The sequence below is a fragment of the Embleya sp. NPDC055664 genome (assembly GCF_053618075.1).
On the sequence record NZ_JBSHGZ010000034.1, the window covers coordinates 55,985 to 78,467 of the forward strand.

14 protein-coding genes are annotated in these 22,483 nt (G+C 71.2%); 7 read left to right on the forward strand and 7 right to left on the reverse strand.

What is annotated here, in order from left to right; all coding sequences use genetic code 11:
- Window positions 1–24: 24 nt before the first annotated feature.
- Window positions 25–1,056 (reverse strand): 2,3-diaminopropionate biosynthesis protein SbnA, encoded by a 1,032-nt coding sequence (gene sbnA / locus ACWGR4_RS37360; protein WP_380009094.1) that lies wholly within the window; start codon window positions 1,054–1,056, stop codon window positions 25–27.
- A 221-nt stretch (window positions 1,057–1,277) separates the two neighbouring features.
- On the opposite strand from sbnA, the gene ACWGR4_RS37365 reads away from it, so the two are divergent.
- Window positions 1,278–8,516 (forward strand): amino acid adenylation domain-containing protein, encoded by a 7,239-nt coding sequence (locus ACWGR4_RS37365; protein ID WP_452128604.1) that lies wholly within the window; start codon window positions 1,278–1,280, stop codon window positions 8,514–8,516.
- Window positions 8,517–8,598: 82 nt separating this feature from the next.
- Here the strand turns inward: ACWGR4_RS37365 and ACWGR4_RS37370 are convergent, their stop codons facing one another.
- The 5 genes from ACWGR4_RS37370 to ACWGR4_RS37390 all read right to left on the reverse strand — a co-directional run bounded on the left by ACWGR4_RS37370 (window position 8,599) and on the right by ACWGR4_RS37390 (window position 14,593).
- Window positions 8,599–9,357 carry an AfsR/SARP family transcriptional regulator gene (locus ACWGR4_RS37370; protein ID WP_452128603.1) on the reverse strand — a complete coding sequence of 253 codons (759 nt, stop codon included), beginning with the start codon at window positions 9,355–9,357 and terminating at the stop codon, window positions 8,599–8,601.
- A gap of 135 nt (window positions 9,358–9,492) precedes the next feature.
- Window positions 9,493–9,783 (reverse strand): helix-turn-helix domain-containing protein, encoded by a 291-nt coding sequence (locus ACWGR4_RS37375; protein ID WP_078975919.1) that lies wholly within the window; start codon window positions 9,781–9,783, stop codon window positions 9,493–9,495.
- A gap of 267 nt (window positions 9,784–10,050) precedes the next feature.
- On the reverse strand, window positions 10,051–12,246 hold the full coding sequence (locus tag ACWGR4_RS37380) for an MMPL family transporter (RefSeq protein WP_452128602.1): 2,196 nt from the start codon (window positions 12,244–12,246) through the stop codon (window positions 10,051–10,053).
- Window positions 12,247–12,407: 161 nt separating this feature from the next.
- Entirely contained in the window at window positions 12,408–13,190 is a 783-nt protein-coding gene (locus ACWGR4_RS37385; RefSeq protein ID WP_452128601.1) for a 4'-phosphopantetheinyl transferase family protein, read from the reverse strand.
- A 422-nt stretch (window positions 13,191–13,612) separates the two neighbouring features.
- Window positions 13,613–14,593 carry a trypsin-like serine peptidase gene (locus tag ACWGR4_RS37390; RefSeq protein ID WP_452128600.1) on the reverse strand — a complete coding sequence of 327 codons (981 nt, stop codon included), beginning with the start codon at window positions 14,591–14,593 and terminating at the stop codon, window positions 13,613–13,615.
- Between the two features lie 448 nt (window positions 14,594–15,041).
- Here ACWGR4_RS37390 and ACWGR4_RS37395 point away from each other — a divergent pair, with 448 nt between their 5' ends.
- From ACWGR4_RS37395 to ACWGR4_RS37405, 3 genes are all read left to right on the forward strand, one after another.
- Entirely contained in the window at window positions 15,042–16,583 is a 1,542-nt protein-coding gene (locus tag ACWGR4_RS37395) for an ATP-binding protein (RefSeq protein WP_452128599.1), read from the forward strand.
- The gene (locus ACWGR4_RS37400; protein WP_380009072.1) at window positions 16,516–16,992 is read left to right on the forward strand and encodes a Rieske (2Fe-2S) protein; all 477 of its coding nucleotides are present in this window, start codon (window positions 16,516–16,518) and stop codon (window positions 16,990–16,992) included. The genes ACWGR4_RS37395 and ACWGR4_RS37400 overlap by 68 nt, the downstream gene beginning before the upstream one ends.
- A gap of 132 nt (window positions 16,993–17,124) precedes the next feature.
- The gene (locus ACWGR4_RS37405) at window positions 17,125–17,700 is read left to right on the forward strand and encodes a DUF4383 domain-containing protein (RefSeq protein ID WP_380009069.1); all 576 of its coding nucleotides are present in this window, start codon (window positions 17,125–17,127) and stop codon (window positions 17,698–17,700) included.
- Window positions 17,701–17,799: 99 nt separating this feature from the next.
- On the opposite strand, the gene ACWGR4_RS37410 is transcribed toward ACWGR4_RS37405, so the two are convergent.
- Window positions 17,800–19,317, reverse strand: a complete 1,518-nt coding sequence (locus tag ACWGR4_RS37410) for an MFS transporter (RefSeq protein ID WP_452128598.1) — start codon at window positions 19,315–19,317, stop codon at window positions 17,800–17,802.
- Window positions 19,318–19,485: 168 nt separating this feature from the next.
- Between ACWGR4_RS37410 and ACWGR4_RS37415 the strand changes: the two genes are divergently transcribed.
- The 3 genes from ACWGR4_RS37415 (at window position 19,486) to ACWGR4_RS37425 (ending at window position 22,414) form a co-directional block, all read left to right on the forward strand.
- Window positions 19,486–20,208, forward strand: coding sequence for a TetR/AcrR family transcriptional regulator (locus tag ACWGR4_RS37415; RefSeq protein WP_380009063.1), 723 nt, complete (start codon window positions 19,486–19,488; stop codon window positions 20,206–20,208).
- Between the two features lie 106 nt (window positions 20,209–20,314).
- Complete coding sequence (locus ACWGR4_RS37420) at window positions 20,315–21,412, forward strand: P1 family peptidase (RefSeq protein WP_452128597.1); 1,098 nt, start codon at window positions 20,315–20,317, stop codon at window positions 21,410–21,412.
- Between the two features lie 132 nt (window positions 21,413–21,544).
- Window positions 21,545–22,414 carry an MHYT domain-containing protein gene (locus ACWGR4_RS37425; RefSeq protein ID WP_380009057.1) on the forward strand — a complete coding sequence of 290 codons (870 nt, stop codon included), beginning with the start codon at window positions 21,545–21,547 and terminating at the stop codon, window positions 22,412–22,414.
- Window positions 22,415–22,483: the final 69 nt, after the last annotated feature.

Genomic DNA, 22,483 nt, shown 5'->3' on the forward strand with positions numbered 1-22,483 from the left:
CCTTTGGTACCGCTCGGTCCGCGGTCAGCCGGAAATCGTTTCGAGTCCGGCGGTGAATTCGGACCCGATGTCCGCGTATTCGACGCCTGCCGTGAGACCTTCCGGGCCGATCGAATCGCGCACCCAATCGTCGCGGTAGACGGTCTCCATATAGCGCTCGCCCAGGTCGGGCGAAATGGTCACGGCGGTCACCTGGTCGGGTGCGCCGGCGGTGCCGTAGTGCTCGTCGAGCCAGTGCAGCGCTCCGCTCACGGCGGTTCCGGTGGAGCCGCCGAAGAGGAACCCGTGGCGCATCAACTCGCGGCAGGTGCGGACGGTGTCCGCCTCCTCGACATGGATCGCGGCGTCCACCAGCGACTCGTCCAGGAGCGGCGGACGCACGCTGGTGCCGAGGCCCGGGATGTGCCGGGTGGCCGCGGGGCGCCCGAAGGTCACGGAGCCGACGCTGTCGACGGCGATCACGCGCACCGACGGGCGCCGCTCACGGAAGTAGCGCGCGCAGCCCATCAGGGTGCCGGTGGTGCCGGCGCCGATGAACAGCACGTTCAGGTCGGGGAACTGGCGGGCGATGGCGGGCGCGGTGGTCCGGTAGTGGGCCATCCAGTTGCCCGGGCTCAGGTACTGGTTGAGCCAGACCTTCTTGTCGTCGGCGGCGAGCAGCGCCTTCACGTGCCGGATCCGCGCGCCGAGGAAGCCCTCGGTCTCGTGCGGCTCGGTGACCACGTGCACCTCGGCGCCGAAGGACTCCATGGTGCGCCGGGTCACCTCGTTGCACCGGGTGTCGGTCACGCACAGGAACCTGAAGCCCCTGTTCGCGGCGAGCACGCTCAGGGCGACGCCCATGTTCCCGGACGAGGACTCCACCAGGGTCGAGCCGGGGCCGAGCACACCCGCGGCCTCCGCCTGCGCGACGATCTCACGGGCCGCCTTCAGCTTGATGGACCCGGCGAAGTTGAATCCCTCGACCTTCAGAAAGAGCCGACGCCCGAAAAGCGGCTGTAAATTCACGAAGAGGTCGCTGACCTCGAATTCATGCGACGCGGAAATAACCGGCACTGGCGACTCCTGGCCCTCGGCAACCAATTAGCCTGGACGGCCAGCCTCTCGCCGTGCGCTGACGAGGTGCTGACGGACTGCTGACGAGGGCGGCGTCACGAGCGCGCCGCCCACCTCGCAAGATGCGTCAGTGGCCCGTCAGTTATCGGTCACTTGAGTGTCAGTGCGATCGGCCTATGTTTGTCATTCCGCCCGTCCAGCTCTTCCGCGAGGAGTCCGGTTTGAATCGGCCGTCCGCGATCAGCGAAGTCCTCTCGCTCTCGCCGCTGCAACAGGGACTGCTCTTTCTTTCGGAGTACGACCGCGAGGGAACGGATGTCTACACCATCCAGCTGGTGCTCGATTTCCGGGAAACGACCGACGCCGACACCGCCGCGCTGCGCGCCGCGGCGACCGCGCTGCTGGAGCGGCACTCGAATTTGAGGGCATGCTTCCGGCATCGCAAGAACGGCGAGGCGATCCAGATGATCCCCAAGTCGGTGGCGCTGCCGTGGCACGAGGTGGAGGTCGGCGCCGGGAGTGGGCGGGCCGCGTCGGTGGAGGCCGAGTTCGACCGGGTGGCCGAGGAGGACCGGCTGCGCCGCTTCGACCTGGCCCGGCCGCCGCTGCACCGGTTCACCCTGATCCGGGCGGACGACGGGCGTTGCCGCCTGGTGTGGACGGTGCACCACATCCTGGTGGACGGCTGGTCGATGGTCTCGCTGATCGGCGAACTGAGCGCGCTGGTCGAGGAGTCGAAGTCGGGGTCCGCCCACCCCTCGCCGACCGGCGCCGCCTCGGCCTCCTACCACGCGTACCTGGCCTGGCTCGGCGCGCAGGACAAGCCGGCCGCCCGGCAGGCCTGGGCACGGGCACTGGCCGGTGTCACCGAGCCGACCCGGCTCGTCCCGGTGGGCCACGCCCACGCCGAGGGCCGGGGCGCGCTGCCCGAGTCGGTTCCACTCGACCTCTCCCCCGAGGTCTCCGCCGACCTCGTCCGGTTCGCCCGCTCGCGGGGGCTGACCGTCAACGCGGTGGTGCAGGGCTGCTGGGCGCTGCTGCTGTCCAGGTCCACCGGCCAGGACACGGTGTTGTTCGGCGCCGTGACGTCGGGCAGGCCGGCCCAGATCCCCGATGTCGAGCACATGGTGGGCCTGTTCGCCAATACGCTGCCGGTCCGCGTCGACGTCGACCCGTCCCGCACCCCGGCCGAGTTGTTCGCCGCGGTGCAGCGGGCCCAGGCCGACCTTCTGCCGCACGAGCACCTGCCTTTGGCGGAGGTGCAGCAGCTCACCTCCGTGCGCGGTGAACTCTTCGACACGGCGCTGATGTTCCAGAACTATCCGATGGGGCCGATGCCGCACACCGCGGCCGCCGGCTCCCTGGTGACCGGCGTCGACATCCGCTCCGCCACCCACTACCCGATCACCCTCACGGTCTTTCCGGGCACCCCGCTCGGCCTCGCGGTCAATCATCGGCCCGGGGTGGTCGCGCGCGCCGAGGCCCACCGGATCGGGCGGCGCTTCGCGCGGCTCCTGGAGTCCGCCGTCGCCCGGCCCGACGTGCCCTGCGGCCGACTCGACATCCTGGACCGGGCGGAGCGGGCACACATCGTCGACGGGCGCAACGACACCGGGGTACCGCTCCCCGGCCACTGGCTGGCGCCGCTGCTCGACGCCCGGGCCGAGCACACCCCGCACGCACCCGCCGTCAGCTGCGGCAACGAGCGGCTCGACTATCACGAACTGCGGACCAGGGCGGATGAGTTGGCCCGCGCGCTGCGTGCGGCCGGCGCGGGCCCGGAACGCACGGTGGCCATCGCGCTCGACCGGTCCTGCGCCCTTGTCGTGGCTGCCCTGGCCGTGCTCAAGTCCGGCGCGGCCTACCTGCCGCTCGACCCCGACTACCCCGCCGACCGGCTGCGCTACATGCTGGCGGACGCCGCCCCCGTGGTCACCCTCACCGACCGACGGGTGCGCGAACTCCTCATGGGCGACGACGAGACGAGCACGGGGCAGTGGTGGGCCCTGGACGAACCGGGGTCCGTACCCACGGTGCCCGTCGTCCCCGGGGAGGCCCCTGCTCCGACCCCGCACGCCGACCATCCGGCGTACGTGATCTACACCTCGGGCTCGACCGGCCGCCCCAAGGGCGTCGTCGTGCCGCACGGCGCGCTGACCAACCTGGTCCACGACATGGTCGAGCGCTTCGCGGTGACCGCCCGGGACCGATTCCTCGCGGTCACCACCTTCGGCTTCGACATCGCCAACCTGGAGCTGTTCGTACCGCTCGCGGCCGGCGCCGAACTGCTCGTCGCCGCGCGCGAGACCGTGCGCGACCCGGCCGTCCTGGCCGCCGCCGTCACCGACCTCGGCGCCACCCTGATGCAGGCCACCCCCAGCCTGTGGGAGTCCCTCGCCGCCGACCACGCCCCCCGGCTGGCGGGTCTGCGGGCCCTGGTGGGCGGCGAGGCGCTGCCCGAGCCGCTGGCGCGCACGCTCACCGCGCACTGCGCGTCCGTGACCAATGTGTACGGCCCGACGGAGACGACGATCTGGTCGACGGCCGCGCCCCTCACGGCGGACACCCCGACCGCGCCCGGCCCGCCGCCCATCGGCGGCCCCCTCGCCAACACGCGTGTGTACGTGCTCGACGGCGCCCTGCGCCCGGTGCCCGACGGTACCTTCGGCGAGCTGTACATCGCCGGGTCCGGGCTCGCCCGCGGCTACCTCAACCGGCCGGGCCTGACCGCGGAGCGGTTCGTCGCCGACCCGTTCGCGCCGCGCGGCGCGCGCATGTATCGCACCGGGGACGTGGTCCGCTGGGACGGCACCGGCAGTGCCCTGGAGTACTCGGGGCGCAGCGACCACCAGGTCAAGATCCGCGGCCACCGCGTCGAACTCGGCGAGATCGAGTCCGTGCTCGCCGCGCAGCCCGGTGTCCGGCAGGCCGCCGTCACGGCCGCCGCCGACCGGGCGGGGCACACCCGCCTGGTCGCCTATGTCGTACCGGCGGGGACCGATACCGACCGGCTGCGGGAGCGGGTCGCTTCGGTGCTGCCCACGCACATGGTCCCCGCCGTGTACGTTCCCCTGGACGCGCTGCCGCTGACCCCGAACGGCAAGACCGACCGCAAGGCCCTGCCCGCGCCGCCCGACGAGCGGGCGGGCACCGGACGGGCGCCCGTGGGCGAGCACGAGGAACTGCTGTGCGCGGTCTTCGCGGAGGCACTCGGACTCGAACGTGTCGGCGCCGACGACGACTTCTTCGCCCTGGGCGGTCACTCGCTGTCCGCGACCACGGTCACCAACCGGCTGCGCGCGGCCCTGGGTGTGGACGTCCCGGTGCGATCCCTGTTCGATGCCCGCACGGCCGAGGCGCTGGCCCGCACCCTGTCCCCGGCCCTCCCCGGTGCCGAGGCCGGGCCGGACTCCGGCGACGCGTGCTCCGCGACGGTGTCCCGTACCCGGCGCCCCGTGCTGCGCTCCGTGCCGGGTCGCCCGTCGTCGGTGCTCCTGTCCTACGCCCAGGAGCGCCTGTGGTTCCTGGACAAGATGGACGGCCCTTCGGGCGCGTACAACATCCCGCTGGCCGTGCGCCTGACCGGCCCGCTCGATGCCGGGGCGCTGACGGCCGCCGTACGCGACGTGGTGGCCCGACACGAGAGCCTGCGCACCGTGTTCGCCGAGGCCGACGGGCTGCCCTCGCAGTTGATCCTGTCCCCCGACGAGGCGGACCGGGCGGGTGCGCGGCTGGTCCACGTCACCCTGCCGGGCTCGGCACCGGCCGGCCCGACCGCGGACACCGAAGCCGCGCTCGCCGACGCGCTCGCCGCCGAGGCCGTCCACCCCTTCGAGCTGTCCGCCCAGGTGCCCCTGCGGGTCCGGCTGTTCACGATCGGGCCCGACCGCCACGTGCTCGCGCTGACGGTGCATCACATCGCGGCCGACGGCTGGTCGCTCGGCCCGCTCACCCGCGATCTCGCCGACGCCTACGCGGCGCGGCTCGCGGGCGGCGCGCCGCGGTGGGAGCCGCTGCCCGCGCAGTATGCCGACTATGCCCTGTGGCAACGGGAGCTGCTCGGTGCCAAGGCCGACGCGGACAGCCTGGTGGCCTCCGAACTGGCCCACTGGCGCCGGGCGTTGGCGGGCATCCCGGAGGAGCTGGACCTGCCCACCGACTTCCCGCGCCCGGCGCGGGCCGGTCACCGCGGCGCGGAGGTCGCGTGTACGGTGCCCGCCGACGTCCACGTGCGCCTCGCGGAACTCGCGCACACGAGCGGCGCCAGCCTGTTCATGGCGGTCCAGGCCGGACTCGCCGCCCTGCTCACCCGGCTGGGCGCGGGCACCGACATCCCCCTGGGCAGCGCGGTCGCGGGGCGCAGCGACGACGCGCTCCGCGACCTCGTCGGCTTCTTCGTCAATACGCTCGTACTGCGCACCGACACCGGGGGTGATCCCACCTTCGGCGCCCTGCTCGCGCGCGTACGCGAGAGCGATCTGACCGCGTACGCGCACGCCGAGTTGCCCTTCGAGCATCTTGTCGAGGAGCTCAACCCGGTGCGCTCGATGGCCCGGCAGCCGCTCTTCCAGGTGATGCTGGCGTTCGACAACGCGGACCCGCTGCCCGGACTGTCGGGGATCTCGGCCGCGGTCGAGCCGATCGGCACGGTGACGGCGAAATTCGACCTCTCCTTCCACGTGACGGAGCAAACGACCGCGGACGGCGCGCCGAACGGCCTCGACCTTCGCCTGCACTACCGCGAGGACCTGTTCACCGAGGCGACGGCGGATCGCCTCGCGCGGGCCCTCGCCACCCTCCTCGGCTCCGCCGCACGCGCCCCCTACTCCCCCCTCAGTGCCCTCGACCTGCTCACCGCCGAAGAGCGCCGCACGCTCCTGTCGGACCGGAGCGGACGCCTGGTCCCGCGGCCCCCGGTCACGCTGCCGGCCCTCTTCGAGGCGTACGCGGCCCAGGCGCCGGACCACGCGGCGCTGATCACTCCCGACGGCGTACCCGCCGGCCCCGGCTCGGTCCGGCTCGGCTACGCGGAACTCGACACCCGGGCGAACCGTCTCGCCCACCTCCTCCTGGCCCGCGGGATCGGCCCCGGGGACGTGGTCGCGCTGGCCCTGCCCCGGTCCGCACGGATGGTCGTCGCGCTGCTCGCCGTCCTCAAGACCGGCGCGGCCTATCTGCCCGTCGACCCCGCGTATCCCGCCGAGCGCATCGCGTACATGCTCCGGGACGCGGCGCCGGCCGCGGTGTTGACCGACGCGGCGGTCGCCGACCGGCTCCCCGACCTGCCCGGGGGCGCCGTCCCGCTCGTCCTGGATGCCCCCGCCGTCCTGGCCGAGTCGGCCGAGCGGCCCGGCACCGCCCCCACCGACGCCGACCGCACCCGGGCGCTGACCCCGCAGGACACCGCGTACGTCATCTACACCTCCGGCTCGACCGGTCGCCCCAAGGGCGTCGCCGTGCCGCACGTGGGGGCCGCCAACCTGGCCGCCAACCTGCGTTCGGGCCTGGGCGCGGGGCCCGACACGCGGGTCCTGCAGTTCGCCTCGTTCAGCTTCGACGCCACCGTGTGGGAGCTGTGCGCCTCACTGTTCTCCGGCGGCGCCCTCGTCTTCGCCACCGACGACAGCCGGCTGTCCGGCGAACTGCTCGCCGACCTGATCGCGGAGCACGGCGTCAACCACACGATCCTGCCGCCCACCGTCGTCGCCGGCATCCCGGATGCCGCGGTGTTGCCCGAGGGGATGACTCTGCTGGTCGGCGGCGAGGCCTGCCCGCCCGCCGTAAGCAATCGTTTCTGCCGGCACGTCGAACTGCGCAACGCCTATGGCCCGACCGAGGCTTCGGTCTGCGCCACCTGGAGCGACCCGCTGACTCCGGAGGGCAGGCCGCCGATCGGACGACCCCTGGACAACTTCCGGGTGTACGTCCTGGACACCGGCCTGTCCCTGTCACCCATCGGCGTCACCGGCGAGCTGTACCTCGCCGGGGCCGGCCTCGCGCACGGGTATCTGGGCCGCGCCGCCACCACCGCCGAGCGTTTCGTCGCGGACCCGTTCGGGCCGGCCGGCACCCGCATGTACCGCACCGGCGACCTCGTGCGGTGGCGACCCGACGGCACCCTGGACTACGTCGGCCGCTCCGACCACCAGGTCAAGCTGCGCGGCTTCCGCATCGAGTTGGGGGAGATCGAGGCCACCCTCGTCCGCCACCCGGTGATCACCCAGGCCGCCGTCGCCGTCGTGCCCACGCCCACCGGAGAACCCCAACTGATCGGGTACGTCGTGCCCGTGCCCGGCGTCGCTGCCGTCGATGTGCCGGTGCTGCGCGCGTTCACCGCCGAAACGCTGCCGGCGCACATGGTGCCCGTGTCCCTGGTCACCTTGCCCGCGCTGCCGTTGACGGCGAACGGCAAGCTCGACACCCGCGCCCTGGCGGCGGCCGGAACGGGCATCGCCGCCCCGGTCCCGGTGCGCGCGCCGGGCACGGCCGCCGAGCAGGTCGTCGCCGGGGTCTTCGGCGAGATCCTCGGCCTCGAACAGGTCGACGTCGACGGGGACTTCTTCGCGCTGGGCGGCGACAGCCTGCGCTCGGTACAGGTGGTCAGCCGCGCCGCGAAGGCCGGGCTCACCCTCTCGCTGGCCGATGTCTTCACCCACAAGACGGTGGCGGCCCTCGCCGCGGCGGCCCGGCCCACCACCCCGCGGGCACCCGCCACACTCCCGGCCGCCATGACCGCGCCCGTCCTGCCCATCCGACCGGCCGGCACCGCGGAGCCCCTCTTCTGCGTGCACGGCGGGGTCGGCTTCGGGCTGCCGTACGCGGAGTTGGCCCCGCACATCGACGCGGCCCGGCCCGTGTACGCGCTGCAGTCCGACGGCATCGCGCCGCACGGGGACGACGCGGAGCAACCCCGGGACGTACCGGCGCTGGCGGCCACGTATCTGGCGCGCGTCCGGCAGGTGCAACCACAGGGTCCCTACCACCTCCTGGGCTGGTCCTTCGGCGGTCTGGTCGCGCACGAGATGGCCGTCCAGCTCCAGGCAGCGGGTGAACGCGTCGCCTTCCTCGCGGCGTTGGACATCTACCCCGTGGCCCCGCACGACCCGAATCCCTCCGACGAAGAGGTCCGTGCCGCCTTCGTCGAACACCACGCCGCGGGGACCGCGATCACCGAGGAGGAGCTGCGCCGGCTGACCGCGATCATGCGCCGACACATCGATCTGGCGAGGGTGTTCACGCCGGGCCGCTTCACCGGAGCGCTGACCCTGTTCGTCGCCACCGGCGAGCAGCGGGAGATTCCGGTCGCCGAACTCGTGGATCGCTGGCACCCGCACCTGGACGGACCACTCACGGTGCACGAAGTGCCGTGCGACCACGAGCAGATGCTCTCCCCCGAGGCTGCCCGGCAGATCGGCACGGTCACCGACGCGGCCCTGAACCGGGCCGCGACGCGGCCCTGAACCGGGCCTGACCGGGCCTGAACGCACGACGGCAGCTCCGCGGGGAGCTGCCGGTATCAGTGACGAGTCGCCGTCTCGGCGCTCACAACGAAGGGTCCTGCATCAGGATCGCCTGGTAGAGGTGGTGAAGGCGACTGTTCGGCTTGAGCCCCAACTCCTGGTCGAGCCACTTGCGCGTGCGGTGGAAGACGTCGACGGCCTCGGACTGCCGTCCGCAGCGGTACAGGGCGATCATCAACTGCTCGCTGAACCGCTCGCGTTCGGGGTACTGCGCGAGCAACTGCTTGAGTTCGGCGACGACGGTCCCCGCCTCGCCGAGCTGGAGCTGGGCCGCGATGAGGTCTTCGCGCGCGGTCTTGCGCTGTTCGTCGAGACGCAGCGCCACGGCCCGGCACCAGGGGCCGTCACTCGTGTCGAGCAGGGCCGGCCCGCGCCACATGCCGAGCGCCTCGCGCAGCAGATCCATGGCCTCGTGCGGCCGGTCGACGACCAGGCTCGCGCCCTTGCCCGCCGTTTGCAAAAAGCGATACGCGTCCACGGCGTCGGCGGGGATGTTCAGCGTGTAGCCGTTGTCCACCGTACGAATCAGCTCGTGGCCGGGCCCGCCGAGCCCTAACTCGGCCAGTGACCTGCGCACCCGCTTGACGTTCGCCTGTAACGCGTTGCGCGTGTTCTTGAGCGGAGCCTCACCCCACAGCTCGTCGATCAGCTCGTCGAAGGTGACCACCTGACCGATGTTGAGCGCCAGCATGGTGAGCATCACCCGGTTCTTCTTCGCGCGTATACCGACGGTTTTCTGACCGTCTCCTAACAGCAGCGGACCCAATATGGAGATGTACACCAAAATCCCCCGTCTACCGTTGAATTCCAGTCACAAGTTGTTCGCTTGCAACGCCGGGCCTGCCACATGGAACAACGGTCGACTCGTTCCGGGCGACCCGAAGGAGGGTAAGAATCCAGGTGGTATTCACGATGGTCAATTATCGGATACGCTTGACGGCTCCGATACTGTACCTTCGTACATGCTTTCGTAGACTTGCGCAACCAGGCCCGCCTGAAGGCGGGATTCCACTTGTAGCTTGACCAGGATGTTTGCCACATGAGCCTTTACGGTTCGTTCCGTGACGTCGAGTCGGGTGGCAATGCCGCGGTTGGAATGCCCGGCCCCGAGGAGCGCGAAAACCTGTTTCTCGCGCCCGGAGAGCGCCCCGACTCGGGCAAGTTCGGTCTGCCAGCGCACCGAAGCAGGGCCGCTGTCGCTGTGCATGAGTCACCCCCGTGATCGCCCCGCTTCCCGGTTGTGCGCACGTCGGAAGGCGCAGACCTCCGCCACGAGGCAGTTGATCATGCGCCGCCGAACACGCATGCGATTCTATGTTTCCCATCGGAATCCCCACACGGTTTACGGAACCCCCGGCTCGGTGGTTCAACGTGAGCCGGCGAAATTTCCGCGCGCGGAACGCACGAAAAAGGTGGCCGGGGGTGGGCCGAAGCCCATCCCCCGGCCACCCGGAGCCCGACGCGCGAAGAGCGGTCAGGGAACCGACGTTCCCTCCGCGACCACGGCCGGCATCCGCGGCCCCCGGGAACCGTGCTGATAGGCGAGCCGCGAGGGCCACCAGGTTTTCCAACCGACCAGCATGACCACGGCCGGCAGCGCGACGATGCGGATGAGCGTGGCGTCGAGCAGCACCGCACCCGCCATACCCACGCCCAACTGCTTGAACTCGATGAAGTTCAGCGACGCGAGCAGGGCGAACACGGAGACCATCACCATCGCGGCGCCCGTCACGACGCCCGCCGTCCGGGTGATGCCCTGTTCGACGGCGTCCCGAATGCCGAGCCCACCGCGTGCGGCCTCTCTGATCCGGCTGACGACGAAGACGTGGTAATCCATCGACAGACCGAGCAGGATCACGAAAAGCATCAGTGGCAGCCATGCCACCACCCGACCCGTGGACTGGAAGCGCAGGATGCCTTCCGCCCAGGTCCCCTGGAAGATCAGCGCAAGCAGACCGAAAGACGCCACCGCGGACAGGACGTTGAGGACCACCGTGATCAGCGCGAGCACCAGGGATCGGAAGGCGATGGCCATGACCAGAAAGGTCATGGCCAGCGCCGCCCCCAGTACCCAGGGCATCTTGGCGACGACGTTCGCCCGGTAGTCCACGTCGTACGCCACATCGCTGCCGCCGACCGCGAACTCGGCGCCCTCGACGCCGCCGAGGGTGTTCGGGGCGATGTCTTCGCGCAACTTCCTCAGCGACTCGCGCGCCTTGCCGGAGCTGCTCTTGAAGCGGGTGCCGACGGCGATGGTGCTGACCGTGCCGTCCGCCGACGTCCGTACCAGGGGCTGCGGAGTCTGTACGAAGAGGTCGTCGTGCCGCGTGCGGTCGACCAGCGCGGCCACCCCCGTGCGCAGCTCCGCGGCCCGGTCGGCGGAGACCTTCACGGCGATCATGTGCGTGTCCGCCGGGCTGGGGAACGACTTCGTCAGGCGCTCGTTGGCCTGCATCGCGGGGATCGACTTGGGCAGGTCGTCGATACCGGTGGCCTTGAGCCGCAGACCGAGGGCGGGCAGCGCGAGGAGGAGGAGCACGCCGACGGAGAGCACGAGCGCGAGAACCGGGTGGCGCAAGGACGGCTTGAGCATCGCCGACCACAGGCGAGGCTTGACGCCGCCGTTCTGCGTGAGCCGCCACACCAGGGGCACGCGCGGCTTGTCCAGGTAGCGGCCGAACTTGGACAGCATGGCCGGCAGGACGGTCAGCGAGGCGCCCATCGCGATGGCGACGACCAAAATCGCGCCCGTGGCCATCGCCTGGAAGGCGATGTGCCCGGCGAAGTAGAGCGCGCACATGGAGACCATCACCACCAGGCCGGAGACCAGCACGGCGTGGCCGGACGTGGCCGCGGCGACCTCGATGGCATCGACCTCGTTGGCGCCGAGCGCGCGTTCCTCGCGCTGCCGCTTGAGGTAGAAGAGCGAGTAGTCGACGCCGATGGCCATGCCCACCAGGACGATGATGTGGGTCACCGGGCCCGGATCCGGCACGAACTGGGAGGCCACTCCCCACAGGCCGAGTCCGGTCAGCACGGAGGACAGGCCCAGGACGACGGGGACGCTCGCGGCGACCATCGCGCCGAAGACGAAGACCATGACGAGTAACGTCACCGGCAGGCTCAGCACGGTCGCCCGCCGGCGGCCGTCGTCCAGCAGGTCGTTGAGCCCGGCCCGGATGGAACCCTCGCCGACGAGCTCCACATGTACGTCGGAGTGCGCGTCCTGGGTCTTCTGCACGCTGTCGAGCAGCGGTCGCACCCGGCTGTCGGCGGTCTCGGGGTCTCCGTTGAGCGTCACCGGGACCAGCAGGGCCGAGCCGTCCGAGGCGAGGATCGGCTCGCCGATCGAGGCGATGCCCCTGTCGCCCTTCAGGCCGGACACGGTCTCGTCGGCCGCGACCCGGGCCTTGGCCACATCGAGCTTGCCGACGTACGGCGTGACCAGGATGTTCTCCACCGCGCGGACCTGGAGACCCCCGCTCTTGGCGATGGCGGCCGCCCGGCCGGACTGGCCTATGGACAGGTCCGAACTGGTGGCCTGCCGGGTACCCGTGGCGGCGCCGACCGCCAAGGCCCCGAGGACGACCACGAGCCAGAGCGCGAGTGCCCACCAGGGGTGGACAGCGCTCCACCGCGCGGCCTTGGTGATCACGTTCCTGCCTTCCACGATTACCTCCCCCTCCTCGAAAGGAATACCCGGCACCAAAACACGGTCCTGGCTCAAGAATCCGGCCGGTGCTTTACCATCGTGCTCTCGCGCCCTTAAATCTAGCGACGCTCCGGCACGCGACCACGGGTACGACTACGCCTTTTTGAGGGGAGTTTCTTCTACTTGACACCCGGCCTGTGTCGCATGCCGTCGGTTTCTGTCGGCGACATTGGGTACCACATCCTCGGTGAAACGTAAAAGGGCCCGTCACCGAGCAGCGCGACGGACCCCGCATATCCTTCGGGAAGCGGCAGGTCGGCAACTCTCCACGGTCCCGCGAGCGGACCCGAGCGCGAGTACACCGTGGCCTGCCGCGCGGTATGGGCGACGGGAATCGCCATGCTCTCGGTGAGCCTGCCGCCCACCGCCTTCACACACGCCTCCTTCCTCGTCCACAACCGAGTGAAGGCGCCGTTCCCGCCGCGCGCCACCAACTCCCGCTCCTCGTCACCGAAGAAGCGCCGAGCCAACCGCTCGGTGTCCAGGTTCGGGCGGGCCAGTTCCACGTCCACCCCGACCGGTCGCGAGGCCAGGGCGAGCAGGGCGATGTCGCCCGAGTGCGACAGGCTGAAGTGCAGGCCCGCCCCCTCGACCACCGGCTTTCCCCACCGGCCGCGGGTGAAGCGCAGGGCGGCCGGCGGGCGGCCCAGACGCTCGCCGACGACAATCCGGGTCGCGGCGTGCGCGATCACGAAACGGCGCCGCATTCCCGGCACGAGCCCGCGCCCGGCACGGGCCTTCTCGTCCTCGTCGAGGAGATCTTCGAGGGAAGCCGGACAGTGGTCCGGGTCGTCCTCGTCGCCGAGCGATATCCGCCAGACCTCCACCCGTTCCCGACCGTTCTCGTCCTCGACATCCGGCCGGCCGCGCGTGCGGCCGATGTCGCCGCGGTCCGCGCTCACCGCGAGGGCGACCGTGGCATGTCCACGGCAAGCGGCCCGAAGGTGCGAGCGTGGTGCGAGACGAAGCGCCGGTACCGCCTCGGCCGGACAACCGTCGGCTGAAGTTCCTTCCGAAAAAAGGCAATCGACATAGTGTCGGGAAGGCAGCCGGAAACCGCCGAGAGCGACGTCATGCCAACCACATTGGCGGAGAGCGCTGACGCCCAACTGACGGTGGACTGACTACAGTCCCGATGGTGTCGCCGCTTTCCCGGGAGAGCGCGCCCCGGGAGAGCCCGAGGCGCGTCGCGTAAACATCCGCCCCGGCGCACGCAATTGCGCGCACGGCGCGTGCGGGCGCGTGCGCTCGTTCCGACACCCGCCGACATTCGGCGGTATCGGCGCCCCATTTCGCGGTGCTTCGGCGGCCTCTCCGTCGCCCGTCAGGTCGTCGGGGTCTGCGTGGGGTCCGCCGTGCCGGCTCGGTTGTAGAGGGCGGCGATGTCGGGGCCGAAGCGGCTGCTGTACGAGGTGAGGTCGTCGCCGCCCTCCTGGTAGCCGCCGATGACACCGATCACCGTGCCCCGGCCGTTCGCGGGGTCGATGTCGGTGAGCATCGGGCCACCGCTGGTGCCGTCGGGGAAGTCCGCGCAGTCGAAGCGCACCTGGGTGTCGGACAGGGCCGTGGTGGTGTTCTGGCAGCCGATCGGCTGCTCCTCGCCGTCCGGGTAGCCGATCAGTCGGGCCGCGCGATCGACCGGGGAGTCGAAGGACACCTGTTCGGCGCCGGTGACATCCTCGATCCGGTCGCCGGTGCCGGGGCGCCGCACCTGGAGGAACGCGACGTCGTAGGCCGGATCCCGATCCGAGATCCAGCGCGGGTCCACGTCGATCCGGGACGGGACCCACACCCCGTACGGCATGAGCCCGTCGTGATAACCGGGGGCGAAGGCGATGTCGGACGCGAACGCCTCGCCGTAGACGCAGTGCGCGGCGGTGATCACCAGGTTGCGGTTCGGCGAGTGCACCACCGTCGCCGTGCAGAAATGCTCCGGCTCCGTGCCCTCGCCCACGTGCAGGAGCGCGCCGATCGCCGGCGTCGGCGCGATGGCGCCGGCCCGCAGCGGCTCGGACACCGGCAGCGGCTCGACCGCCTCCGAGCTGATCGTCGGCACGGGTGTCCCGGACGGGGCCGCGGGCGCCCCGCCCAGCAGGCTGGCCGCGATGCGATCGCCCTCGGCCGGATCCGGCAGGTGATAGCCCCGGGCCGCGTCGCCGCCCGCCCGCGACCTCGGATGCCCAAAGATCCGGCCCATCGAGGCCAGACCCGCCACCACCAGCACGGCGACCACACAGAAGGCGGTGCCGACCAGCAGTCGGCGCCTTCCCCGGGTCGCTTCGGAATCCGCGGTTCGTCGCGACACTCGATCACCAATCTCGGCGTAAATTCGGCCTCGGCCCTCGGACGCTACCGGGTGGATCGCTACCCGGGTGAGGACGAATCAGACCGCCGATCGCACGGTCACACGCTCGTGACGAAGTGTTCTTGCGACCGTCGCCCCAACAGGTGGGAGGGGGGCGACGGTCGCAGGAAACCCCCGTTATCGCACGCCGGCTCGACGCCGTCTCTCCAAACCGCCCGACCGGCCCTGCGACCGTATCCCGGGGCTCGTCACCGACGGCACCCCGGTATGGGTGATTTATGACTGGCTTAAGGAACCTCCGGGGCTCGGGCCGGTGCTCCGCGGTGACGGGCGGCCGGATCATGCCCTCGTGCCGAGGGGGCCGGCGCTGCCACACTTTCCTTGTTCCGCAGGGGTTGTCGGCGGGGTGTCGGCGGGGCGACGGCGGGCCGGAGAGGGCGGGGTACCGATGGCGGGTTCCGACGACTCGTGGTGGACGGTCCGCGCCCGGCTGCGGCTGATCTGGGTGCCGTGCGCGGCGGTGATGCTGGCCACGGTCGCGGCGCTGGTGGTCGGGCTGACCCTGGACGGCGACGCGCGCTCGCGCGGGCTGCTCCTGGTGCTCGGCGGCGACCTGCTGCTCGTGGTCGGGCTGACCGTGCTGATCGAGGCCGCGCTGCGGCGCACGGTGGAGCGGCCGCTGACCCGGCTGGCCGATCCGAGCGAGCCGCCGAGCCGGGCCGCGCGCTACGACAGCCGGGAGTTCGGCGCAATCGCCGGCGCGATGGCGAGCCTGCGCACCCGGGCCCGCGCCGGGGAGGACCGGGCCCGCCGGGAACGCGAGCACGTCGCCACGCTGACCGCCGTGGTCGCCGAGCGGGACCGGGAGTTGGCCGCCGAGCGCGAGCGGGCCCGAGCGTCGGCGCGGGAGCGGGACGAACTGCGCGCCCGGCTCGACGAACAGGACCGCCGGGCCCGACTCGCCCAGGCCGACCTCGACCAGTTCGCCCACGCCGCGACACACGACATGCAGGATCCGCTGCGCCGGATCGTGTCCTTCGGCCGCATGCTCCAGGAGCGCTACGAGGACGTGTTGGACCGGCGCGGCCGGCAGTACATCGACTTCACCATCGACAACGCGCGCCGACTCCAGGTGCTCATCGACGAGATGGTCACCCTGACCGAGGTCGGCCGCTCGCGCGCGGAGAGCGTCGCGGTGGACCTGGACGAGGTGGTGCGGCAGACGTGGTTGGACATGGCGGATCGGGTCGAGGACACCGGCGCCGAGTTGGCGCACGCCGAACTGCCGGTGGTGGACGCCGATCCGGTGTTGCTGGCCACCCTGATCCGGCATCTGCTCGGCAACGCGGTCAAGTTCGCCCGCCCGTACGAGCGCCCGCTGGTACGGGTCGACGCCGAACCGATCGCGGAAGGATGGCGGATCACCGTCACCGACAACGGGATCGGCATCCCGGCCGAATCGGCGGAACGAGTGTTCGCCGCCTTCCGCCGACTGCACCCGCGCGAGACGTACACGGGCAGCGGGATCGGCCTGGCGATGGCCAAGCGCATCGTCGAACAACACGGCGGCCGAATCGCGGTGGACACCGAGTACACGGCGGGCACGCGGATCGTCTTCACGCTGCCGGAACCCTCGGCGGAGGACGCGGAGCCGAAGGAGATGTCGCCCGAGGGCACGGAGGCGGAGGACATGGCGCCGGCAGGCACGGAATCGGAGGATGTGACGCCCGACGGCACGGAACCGGAGGACTCGGCGCCGGAAGGCACCGAGCCGGCGGACGCGGAGCCGGAGTACGGACAACCCGAGCCGATTGAACCCGTTCGCTTCACCGATCCGTCGAACCACGAACCCCTCGCGTACGTTTCCGTTGCGTCGGCGCCGCGTGAACGACCGGTGCCGGGAACCACGACGGAGGCAGCCCATGCGAGCGACGGACCCGAGCACCGACCCGACGACCGTCGACCCGACGGGCACCCCGTCGACGAGTAGTGCCGAACCCACTCGGCGGATCCTGCTCTGCGGCGCCCTGGTCGCGGCCGGCGGCGCCACGCTGGTGGCCTGCGGCAGCGGCGGCGACGACGGCAAGGACAAGGCCCCGGCCGCCGACAAGGTGCTGGGCCCGGTCGGCGACGTACCGGTCGGCGGCGGCAAGGTCTACGACGACGCCAAGGTGGTGGTCACCCAGCCCGCCGCCGGCGACTTCAAGGCGTTCACCGCCGTGTGCACCCACCAGCAGTGCCTGGTCGGCAGCGTCTCCGGCGGGCAGATCCACTGCCCCTGTCACAACAGCAGCTACGACGCGAACACCGGCGCCGTACTCGGCGGCCCCGCCCCGCGCCCGCTCGCGGCCAAGTCGATCGTGGTCACGAACGGTCAGGTCGTTCTCAAGCCCGCGTAACCGACCGGCCCCGCCCAAGCCCGTGGCCGCGCCCGCACCCGTGTCGACGATCTCGAACCGGTACTTCCCGGCAAATCCGGGAAAAGAGATCAAGTAGGAGTTTTCACGCACACCGGATGTTGGGAGGCGGCCATGACGGGCTTGGACGAGGCGCTGCCGGTCGACCATCGACTCGGGCAGGTCTACCGGTACGGCGGCGGCTTCATGGGCCTCGCGCTGATCGTGTTCGGCATCCTGGGCTTCACGCACAACGTCGGCTTCTTCTCCACCACCGGACGCGAGGTCGCGGGCATGTCGACCAACGGCGCGCTCAGCCTGATCTCGGTCGTGGTCGGCGCGATCCTGATCATCGGCGCGATCATCGGCGGCAACACCGCCTCGACGGTGAACATCGTGGTCGGCGCGCTGTTCGTGATCAGCGGCTTCGTGAACCTGGGTCTGATCGGCACATCCGACATCAACTACCTGTCCTTCAAGATGCCGAACATCATCTTCAGCTTCGTGGTCGGTCTGCTGGTGATGACGTTCGGCCTGTACGGGCGGGTCAGCGGCCATCTGCCGCACGACAACCCGTACTGGCGCGCGCGCCACCCCGAGCAGGCCGCCCGCGAGGACGCCTTCCGCAGCCGGGCCTCGGTCCTGGCCCGCGACGGCGCGTCCGCGCTCGGGACGGGTTCGTCCCGCCCGGGCATCGCCGGCAGCCGCTGAGTCGCCCCCGGCGGGCGATCACCGTACGCGAAGGCGCCGGAACGGAGAGCATCCCGTTCCGGCGCCTTCCCGCGTACTCGCCCACGCGGGCCCGCACGCTCAGTGCCCGGCCGTCCCCTCCGCACCGGGCGGGCGCTCGAAGCGCGGCATCAGGAATGCCAGCCCCCACGCCACGGCCAGGGCGGCGGCGCTGCCGAGGGCGCCGACCGTGAACGCGTCGTCGAACACCCCGCGCACCGCGTCCAGGCTGTGTGCGGCGGGCGCGTTGTCCTCCACGTGGGTGAAGAACAGCGTCCCGAACAGCGCCACCCCCAGCGCCCCCGCGAGCTGCTGCACCGCGTTGAGCACGCCGGAGGCCGAGCCGACCTCGTGATCGGCCACCCCGGCCAGCGCGATCCCGAAGAACGGCGCCATCAGCAGCCCGAACCCGAAGCCCGCGACGGCGGTCGCCGGCAGCAGGATCCAGGTGTTCACCGGGCCGTCGTGCATCGTGATGGTGGCCGCGGTCCCGAGCACGCCGAGCAGGCCGACCACCAAGCCGGCGTGCAGCACCCGACGGCCGTATTTCGCGGCGAGCACGGCCCCCGCCAGGCCCGCGCCGACGGTCGAGCCCAGCGACCACGGGATCAGCGCGAGCGCCGCGTGCGTCGCGGACCAGTCCAGGCCGATCTGAAGATAGACGCCGAGCACGAGCATCAGGCCGATCATCGAGGCGAACATCATCAGGCCGACCGCCAGGGCGCCGGTGAACGCACGATTGGCGAACAGGCTGACCTCGACCAGCGCGTCGCGACCCGCACGGGTGGTGCGCACCTCGTACCAGGCGAACAGCCCGAGCACCGGCAGCGAGGCCGCCAGGCAGCCGAACGTCCAGGCGGGCCAGCCCTCTTCGCGGCCCTGGACGAGCGGGTAGACGAGCAGCATCATCGCCGCGGTGACCAGGACGACACCGACGAGGTCCAGGCCGGGTCGGCGGGTGGTCGTACTCGGCTCGGGCCGGGGCACCACGCGGGCGCCGGCGACCAGGGCGAACAGGCCCAGCGGCACGTTCACCATGAACACCGCGCGCCAGCCGAGGCCGAACACGTCGGCGTCCATGACCACGCCGCCCAGGATCGGGCCGAGCACCGCGGCCAGCCCCATCGAGGGGCCGAACACCGCGAACGCGGCGCCGACCTCGCTCTCGTGGAACATGTCCCGGATCAGGCCGAGCGCCTGCGGCACCATCATCGCCGCGGCCAACCCCTGCAGGCCGCGGGCCCCGATCAGCATCTCCGGCGACTGGGCCAGCCCGCACAGCGCGGAGGTGACGGTAAACGCGGTCACCCCCATCAGGAACATCCGCCGCCGGCCCAGGATGTCGCCCAGTCGGGCGCCGGTGATCAGGAACATCGCGAACGCGAGCGTGTACGCGGCGGAGAACCACTGGAGGTGGGTGGAATTGCCGCCGAGCGCGTCTCGGATGCCGGGACCGGCGACGTTGACGATCGTCGCGTCGAGCAGGTCCATGATGTCGGCGCCCATGACCACCGCGAGGCCGATCCAGCGCAATCGGTAGGACGTGCGCTTCCCCGTCTCGGCCGCGGCCGGCGCGGCGTTGGTGACGTCGGTGTCCATCGTCTCCCCCGTCTCCCCTTCTGCTTCTGCTCCGGTTTTCGAACACTGTTCGTGCTCCGAACAGTGTTCCTGTCTCGAACACACTGTTTTAGATGCGAACACCGTTCGAGTCAAGTACAGTGTTCGTAAAGTCGCAGGATTCGTGGGATTGGTCGAGGAGGTGGCGCCGTGTCCGAGGCTCCCGAAGTACCCCTGCCGCCGTGGCGCACGACGCCCAAGGCTCGGGGCCCGCGCAAACCGGCGCTCTCGCAGGAGGCGATCGTCACCGCCGCGCTGGAGATCATCGACGCGGAGGGCATGGACGCGCTGAGCATGCGCCGGCTGGCCCAGCGCTTCGAGACGGGGGCGGCGTCGCTGTACGCCTACGTCGCCAACAAGGAGGAACTCGTCGAACTCGTGGTGGACCGGGTCAACGGTGAGGTGCACATCCCGGTCGCCGATCCCGAGCGCTGGCGCGAGCAACTGCGCGAGACGATGTTCGCGATCCGCGACGTCTACGCGGCACACCGCGACCTGGGCCGGGCCACGATCGGCTCGGTGCCGATGGGTCCCAACTCGCTCCACTCGTCGGAGCGGCTGCTGGCCATCCTGCGCGCGGGCGGACTGTCCAAGCGGGTCTGCGCGTTCGCCGCCGACGTGTTGTCCATGTACACCGTGATGTCCGGCCTCGAACTGGGCGGGCCGGAGGCCGGGCACGGCTCGACCGACGCCGAGCGCGGCGCCTACTACGCGCGGATCCGGGAATACTTCACGGCCCTGCCCGCGGCCCGTTTCCCCACGCTGGCCTCGCTGAGCGCCGAGTTGACCAGCGGCGATGGCGACGAGCGTTTCGCGTTCGGGATCGACGTCCTTCTGCTCGGCCTGATCGCGTACTCCGAACGGGAGTCCTGACCCGGACCCGACGTCGACACCTCCTCGCGCCGGCTCCCCGCCGATAGGTGTGCAGCAGCATGGGGAACAGGGACCACGGTACGGTCCGACGTTCTCGGGAGGCTGCATGTTCGACATCGGGGAATTCAAGGCCGGACCGCGCAACGCGATCACCGACGTGGCCGGGCTGCGGGTCGGGCACGCGGCGTACACCGACGCCGGCGCGATGACCGGGACCACCGTCCTGCTCGGCCCGGTCGGCGGTTTCGTGGCGGGGGTGGACGTGCGCGGCGGCGCACCGGGCACGCGCGAGTTGGACGCGCTCGATCCGCGCAACCTGGTGCCGCGGATCGAGGCGATCGTGCTCAGCGGGGGCAGTGCGTTCGGGCTCGACGCGGCGGGCGGGGCGGTGGCGTGGTTGGCCGAGCGCGGGCGGGGGTTCCCGGTCGGCGCCGAGCCGCACCAGGTGGTGCCGGTGGTGCCCGCGGCCTCGCTGTTCGACCTCGGGCGCGGCGGCGACTGGCAGCGCCGGCCCGACGCGGCGCTCGGGCGGGCGGCGATCGCGGCGGCGGACGCCGAGCCGGAGCACGCGCCGGTGCCGACGGGCAGCGTGGGCGCGGGCACGGGGGCGATGGTCGGCGGCCTGCGCGGCGGGGTGGGTACGGCGAGCGTGGTGCTGCCCGGCGGGGTCACGGTCGCCGCGCTCGCGGTGGTCAACGCGGCCGGGTCGCCGGTCGACCCGATCGGCGGGCTGCCCTACGCGGTCGGCCTCGGCCTACCCGGCGAGTTCCCGCTCACCCCGCCCGAACACGCCGAGCACGCCGCCGCGTTGACCCGCGCGGCGGCCGCGGCGCAGACCCCGCCCACGCTCAACACCACGATCGGGATCGTCGCCACCGACGCGACGCTGACCAGGTCCCAGGCGCAGAAGGTGGCGGGCGTCGCGCACGACGGGCTGGCCCGGGCGATCCGTCCCGTACACACCCTCTACGACGGCGACACGATCTTCGCGGTGTCCACGGCCCGCGTCCCGCTGCCCGCGCCCGACCCGACCACGCCGTACGGGGTCAACGAGGAGGCCGCCGCGCTGACCCTGTTGCACGCCGCGGCGGCGGACGTGTTCGGCCGGGCCGTCCTGCACGGGGTGCTCGCGGCAAAGCGCGGCGGGTCGGTGCCGGCGTACCGCGATCTTTATCCGAATTCCACCTGTCGATACGACGGGTGACGTTTCGGCGAATTCCCAAACCCGGTCGCGGCTCGGCTTCGGAGCCGGCCTATCATCTTCGATTCGAGGACGAGTTTTCCCGTTTCCGAAGGGGCTCGAAAAACTGACGGAGCGGTCGCCGACGTGGGTCACGTGGATCATTTCCAGTACGGAGCGTTGACCCCGGTCATCGCCTACCTGATGTCGTGTCTCGGCTCGGCGCTCGGGTTGTTGTGCACGACGCGGGCCCGCGCGGTGCGCGGTTGGGTGCGGGCACGCTGGTTGGTACTGGGCGCGGCCTCGATCGGCGGTACCGGAATCTGGGTCATGCATTTCATCGGCATGCTCGGTTTCTCGGTGCGCGGCACGCCGATCCGCTACGACGTGTCCAAGACCATCACCTCGCTGGTGCTCGCGGTGATCGTGGTCGGCATCGGCATGGCCATCGCGGGTCGACGCAACGCGGGCTGGGTCGGCTTGGTGCTGGGCGGCGTGGTCACCGGCGGCGGCGTGGCGAGCATGCATTACATGGGCATGGCCGCGCTGAGCCTGGACGGCAGGATCCACTACGACACGCTGCGCGTGACCTTGTCGATCGTGATCGCGGTGGTCGCGGCCACCGCCGCGTTGTGGGCCGCGCTGCACGTGAGCGGATTCGCGGCGACCGGGGGCGCCGCGTTGATCATGGGCCTGGCGGTCGGCGGAATGCACTACACGGGAATGTCGGCGATGAGTGTGCGTACCGAGGGTGCGCACGGGTTGGCACACGGTGTGGAGGCGACACAATTCCTCGCGCCGTTGATCACCGGCATCAGTCTTTTCACGGTGATCACGTTGTTCATGGTGGCCCTGTCGCCGTCCGCCGACGAGATCAGGGAAGAAGCCGAACTCAGGGCCCGGCTGGCCCGGTTGGAAGACAATCGGGGCACCCCGTTCGCGGCCGGGAATGCCGGCGGCGAACGGGTATCGCATCGGCGGCGCGCCGAAGACGATCCCCGGGATTACTTCCGCGGCGGACGCTGATCCGGGCTTCGTGCCGAGCGAGGCGGGCCGGAGCGGTCGAGGCGGCCCGGATAACGCTTGATTGCGTCA

What these genes read in the sequence shown, in the direction of transcription:
- ACWGR4_RS37420 (WP_452128597.1), top strand. Translation starts at nt 20,315, where the DNA reads ATGTTCGACATCGGGGAATTCAAGGCCGGACCGCGCAACGCGATCACC.
- ACWGR4_RS37400 (WP_380009072.1), top strand. Translation starts at nt 16,516, where the DNA reads ATGCGAGCGACGGACCCGAGCACCGACCCGACGACCGTCGACCCGACG.
- ACWGR4_RS37405 (WP_380009069.1), top strand. Translation starts at nt 17,125, where the DNA reads ATGACGGGCTTGGACGAGGCGCTGCCGGTCGACCATCGACTCGGGCAG.
- ACWGR4_RS37395 (WP_452128599.1), top strand. Translation starts at nt 15,042, where the DNA reads ATGGCGGGTTCCGACGACTCGTGGTGGACGGTCCGCGCCCGGCTGCGG.
- ACWGR4_RS37410 (WP_452128598.1), bottom strand. Translation starts at nt 19,317, where the DNA reads ATGGACACCGACGTCACCAACGCCGCGCCGGCCGCGGCCGAGACGGGG.
- ACWGR4_RS37375 (WP_078975919.1), bottom strand. Translation starts at nt 9,783, where the DNA reads ATGCACAGCGACAGCGGCCCTGCTTCGGTGCGCTGGCAGACCGAACTT.